The sequence below is a fragment of the Luteitalea sp. genome, from assembly GCF_022842525.1.
Classification (GTDB): Bacteria; Acidobacteriota; Vicinamibacteria; order Vicinamibacterales; family Vicinamibacteraceae; genus Luteitalea.
Window position 1 is genome coordinate 1 of the sequence record NZ_JALHPM010000315.1, and the last position, 4,349, is coordinate 4,349.

Annotated in this window: 5 protein-coding genes and 1 pseudogene; 4 read left to right on the forward strand and 2 right to left on the reverse strand. The window is 71.9% G+C overall.

Annotation, left to right across the window (positions count from 1 at the left end; translation table 11 throughout):
• Nucleotides 1-556 (forward strand): CHAT domain-containing protein (locus tag Q0C41_RS30065; RefSeq protein WP_291990488.1); only part of this gene is annotated, 556 nt, incomplete at its 5' end.
• On the opposite strand, the gene Q0C41_RS30070 is transcribed toward Q0C41_RS30065, so the two are convergent.
• Nucleotides 514-939 (reverse strand): hypothetical protein, encoded by a 426-nt coding sequence (locus Q0C41_RS30070; RefSeq protein WP_291990490.1) that lies wholly within the window; start codon nucleotides 937-939, stop codon nucleotides 514-516. The two genes, Q0C41_RS30065 and Q0C41_RS30070, sit on opposite strands and share 43 nt — an antisense overlap.
• Nucleotides 940-1,055: 116 nt before the next feature.
• Nucleotides 1,056-1,484, reverse strand: a complete 429-nt coding sequence (locus Q0C41_RS30075) for a hypothetical protein (protein WP_291990492.1) — start codon at nucleotides 1,482-1,484, stop codon at nucleotides 1,056-1,058.
• Here Q0C41_RS30075 and Q0C41_RS30080 point away from each other — a divergent pair.
• The 3 genes and pseudogenes from Q0C41_RS30080 to Q0C41_RS30090 form a co-directional block, all read left to right on the forward strand.
• Entirely contained in the window at nucleotides 1,483-3,342 is a 1,860-nt protein-coding gene (locus Q0C41_RS30080) for a hypothetical protein (RefSeq protein ID WP_291990494.1), read from the forward strand. The genes Q0C41_RS30075 and Q0C41_RS30080 overlap by 2 nt on opposite strands.
• 56 nt (nucleotides 3,343-3,398) lie before the next feature.
• A complete protein-coding gene (locus tag Q0C41_RS30085) occupies nucleotides 3,399-4,004 on the forward strand; it encodes a hypothetical protein (protein ID WP_291990496.1) in 606 nt (201 codons plus the stop codon).
• A pseudogene (locus Q0C41_RS30090) lies at nucleotides 4,001-4,349 on the forward strand (hypothetical protein); the annotation flags it as partial. The gene Q0C41_RS30085 and the pseudogene Q0C41_RS30090, both read left to right, overlap by 4 nt.

The following is a 4,349-nucleotide window of genomic DNA, read 5'->3' on the forward strand; positions in this document are numbered from 1 at the left end:
CGACGAGGCGGAGACCATCGCCCGGCTCGCGCCGGCCGGCAGTGTCCTGAAGGCCGTGGCGTTCGAGGCCACGCGCGAAGCGGCGCTCGGCGCCGCGCTGCGCGACTTCCGTTTCGTGCACTTCGCCACGCACGGCGTGGCGGACACCACGCGGCCGGCGCTGTCGGGCCTGATCTTCTCGCTCGTCGACCGGCAGGGCCGGCCGAGGAACGGCTACGTCCGCCTGCAGGACATCTACGACCTGCGGCTCCGGGCCGACGCGGTCGTGCTGAGCGCGTGCGAGACGGCCCTCGGGCCCGAGGTGAAAGGCGAAGGCCTCATGGGCCTGGCGCGGGCCTTCATGTACGCGGGCGCGCCGCGTGTCGTGGCCAGTCTCTGGGCCGTCGACGATTCAGCCACGGCGGAGCTGATGACGCGCTTCTACGATGGCCTGCTCGGACGCGGCCTCACGCCCTCCGCCGCGCTGCGCGAGGCGCAGCGCGCGCTGCAACGGCTGCCGCAGTGGGCCGACCCCTACTTCTGGGCGGGCTTCACCGTGGCCGGTGACTGGCGCTGATCGGCGTCCCGCAGCGCACGTTCGATCGCGTCCAGGCGCGCCGTCATCTCCGCGCGCTCCCGCTCGAGCGTGTCGACGCGGGACTGCAGCGCATGGCGCTCCCGTTCGAGCCGCTGCGCGTCAGCGAGGAGGAGCGGCACCAGAAAGTGGTAGCGCACGGTCCATGGCGTGCCGTCCTCGCCGGGAATCACCAGGTCCGGCAGCGCCTGGAGACGCGCGACCGCGTCGCCGGGCACCGGCACGATGTCGTCCTTGAACCGGGCCGACGAGCCCGACACGCCGAGCCGGCCCCCGCTCGTGATGACCACCGCCGCGCCGCTGACATTCTGACCGGCGATGCCGCCGATCACAGTGCCGCCTATGTGCGAGGTGTTCACGTCCACGGACGTGCCGCCCGGTGGGACGATCGTCAGACCGCCCCCCGGCCAGGAGCGTTTGCATTGAGCTTTCCCGTGAAAGGCGGCGGCCCGAGACCGCCGGTTACCGGCGACGAGGCCGCCTACTGGATGGTGGCCGTCAGCGAATAGGCCTGCGCGCGCGTGGTATTGAGGTTGTCGATGAACACGTTGTACGACTCGCCGGCCTGGACCTGACGGACGATCTGCTCCGAGGTGCCGGTGGCCGCCTCCGACGCCGCCAGGATGCCGCAGCTCGCCTTCGGATAGAGCGACGTGCACGAGCTGGGCGCGAGGAACAGATCGAGGTCCACCGAGGCGTCGCCCCACGTGGCGCGAAGCGTCATCGTGCCCGAGCGCGAGATGGTGAGCGAATGCCGCGTCGTGCCGAACGCGTCGATGTTGCCACTCTGCGAGATGACAGAGGGCTGGGGCGTTGCACTGGGGCCGGTGGGACTGCCGCCGCCTCCACACCCTGCCACCAGTGTTACCGCGAATCCCACCATCAGTGCCCGCATCCACGTCACGTTCATGCCTGCCTCCGTCCTGCCGCCGGCCACCCGCGGCCGGCTTTCCATCGAGTGTCGAGCAGCGCCGATGTATGTCAGACGACATGGTTCGGGCCGTTTCGACAGTCGTAGGAGGGAGCAGGTGATGACATCGACTGTCAGGTGGATGGTGGGCGTGGCGTGCCTGGCCGCGGCGTCCGAGGCGGCGGCACAAGGGGGAGGCCGGGCGTTCGTGCTCGACGGCGGAGCGCGCACCGTCACGGCGCTCGACCTGAAGACGGGCAGCGCCGGCGCCACGGCGAAACTCGACGGCGCGCCGGCGCAACTGCTGCAGACCAGCGCCGGTGATCGGCTGCTCGTGCTCGACCCCGGCGAGGGCCGGGACGCCGGCGACGCCGGCTTCCAGGCGAAGACGCGGTCCGCGGTCACCGTCATCGACGCGCGGACGCTGGCCGTGCAGCGCCGGATCGAGCTCGGGTGGGGCCTGGCCGGCGCGCCCATGCTCTCGGCCAGGGGGCACCGGCTGACGGTCGTGTGTCCGGGGTTCCGCGGCAAGGCCGCCGCCGAGTCGCTGCCGCGGGAGATCGTCACCGTGGATCTCGGAACCGGGGCGGTGGTGAGCCGCGTGACCCTGCCTCGCGCGGCAACTGAAGCCTTCGCGACCCCCGACGGGCAGACGGCGCTCGTGCTGTCGGCACCGGAGCGGCCCAGGGGCGCGGCGCCCCTTCCGGCGGAATTGCGGTTCGTGGATCTCACGGCCGGCACGGTGGCCGCCACCCTGCCGCTCGACGGAGATCCGCGGGGGCCCGTGCTGTCGCCCGACGGCCAGCACGTGCTGCTCCTCGATCGCGGCAAGCCCAGCGGCAATCCCGACAAGAACGTCAACGGCCGGCTGTATGCCGTGTCGCTCACATCGCGCACCGTCGAGGCGGTGAGCGATGCCGGCTCTGGTCCCCGTGGGCTCGTCCTCGACGAAGCCCGCAATCAGCTGCTGCTCCTGAGCGACGGCGCGCCATTCAAGGGTCCAGGCAATCACGAGCGGCCGGGCGAGCTGCGAGTGATTCGCGGCCCGAAGCCCGCGGCGCCGATCGCGGTCGTCGGCACGCCCGAGCGCATCGAGTCCAGCGCCGACGGCAAGGCGATCTATGTGTTCGGGCTGTTCGGCCTGACTCGCCTGAGCGTGCCCGACCTGACGCCGGCGCCGATGATCAACGCACCGCGCATGGGCGAACCGCAGTCGGCGGTCAGTCCGGACGGACGCCGCGGCTGGGTCGTCATCGGCGACTCCTTCATCACGCACGACCTCGAGCGCGGCGAGAAGCTGGAAAGCATCAGCACAGGCCGGGCCAGCCGCAAGCTGCTGGCCGGTCTGAATGCGTGGGCGTCGACCGAAACGTCGAAGCAGCAGGCCGCACGGCAGGCGGCCCAGCGCGGCGAATCGCACTACGTCTACACGGAATACACCGTGAAGCCGGCGCGGGGCGCACTGGCCATCGTGCCCGGCGGCGGCGCCATCTACGCCCTGAACAGCATGACCGACGATCTCACCGTTGTCGACGGCCTCACCGGCAAGGTGGTGAAGAAGGTGGCGGCCGGCGGCTTCGACGTGCAGTTCCTGCCCGAGGCGGCATCGGCGCTCGTCGTCTCGGACACCACCGTGCACGTGGTGAACTACACCACGCACGAAAAGCAGGCGCCGCTTGCCACGAGCGCCAACGCGGCGTTCGAGGCCGTCGAGCGCTCGCCCGACGGACGCCTCGCGGTGGTGCGGGGGACCGGCGGCGTCATGACGGTGCGTGTGGATCAGGGAGCGGTCACGGGGACGCTCGTGCCCTTCACGAAGGTGGCCGCCGTGGCCATCGACTGGAGCCAGACGCGCTGACGCCGGCCGGACCGGGCCGGCGGCGGAGTGGGCTACCATGACGTCGTCGCGACGTCATGCGTGCCCGCCCCCCGTCAGACGGGATCGATTCCCCGGCCTTCTCCAGTCTGCTCGCGCGCCTCGATCCGGATTCCGACCGCGCGGGCGTCGCCTACGAACAGCTGCGGCGGGCCCTGTGCCGGTTCTTCGACTGGCGCGCCGTGGCGGCGGCCGACGAGGCGGCCGACGATGTGCTCGACCGGTTGGCGCGGCGCCTGGCGGCCGGTGAGCCGGTGCAGGACGTGCGGTCGTTTGCGATGGGCATCGCGCGTCTCGTGTCGCTCGAGTACCACCGCCGTCCCGAGGCTCGCGCCGAGTCGCTCGACCCGGCGGTGGCGGATCGCGTGGTGGCGACCCTGCCGGCCGTCGAGTCCGACGGGCGGGATCGCTGCTTCGACCGGTGCTTCGGGGATCTGCCGGCCGACGTGCGCGAGGTGATGGTGCGGTATTACGGCGGCACGGGACGGACGCGTATCGAGGCACGAGCGGCGCTGGCGCGGGATCTCGGCGTGTCGCAGAACGCCCTGCGGCTGCGCGCGCAGCGGGTGCGCGACCGGCTCGAGCAGTGCATGCGGCGCTGCCTGGCCGGCACACCTCAGCCGGGAAATGGAGCGACGCTGTGAGCCAGCCAGACGACGCCGAACTGCGGCGCTACCTGCTCGGGCAGACGTCCTCGGACGAGGCCGCGACGATCGAAGACCACTACGCGACCGATGCGGAGCTGCTGGGGCGCCTCGAGGACGCTGAGGACGACCTCATCCGCGCGTATCTCTCGGGCACGCTCACCGCGTACGACCGCGACGCGTTCGACCGCACGCTGACGTCGCTGCCGTCGCGACGGGCGCGGCTCGAGACCGTGCGCGGCCTCACCTCGCACGCCGCGCCGGCGCCGGCGCGCCGCGTTATGCCGTGGTGGACGCTGGCCGCCGCAGCCATCGTCGTGCTGGCAGTGGGGCTGCGCTGGCGCA

Coding starts and splice junctions, on each gene's coding strand:
- Q0C41_RS30080 (WP_291990494.1), top strand. CDS start 1,483: ATGCCTGCCTCCGTCCTGCCGCCGGCCACCCGCGGCCGGCTTTCCATC.
- Q0C41_RS30075 (WP_291990492.1), bottom strand. CDS start 1,484: ATGAACGTGACGTGGATGCGGGCACTGATGGTGGGATTCGCGGTAACA.
- Q0C41_RS30085 (WP_291990496.1), top strand. CDS start 3,399: ATGCGTGCCCGCCCCCCGTCAGACGGGATCGATTCCCCGGCCTTCTCC.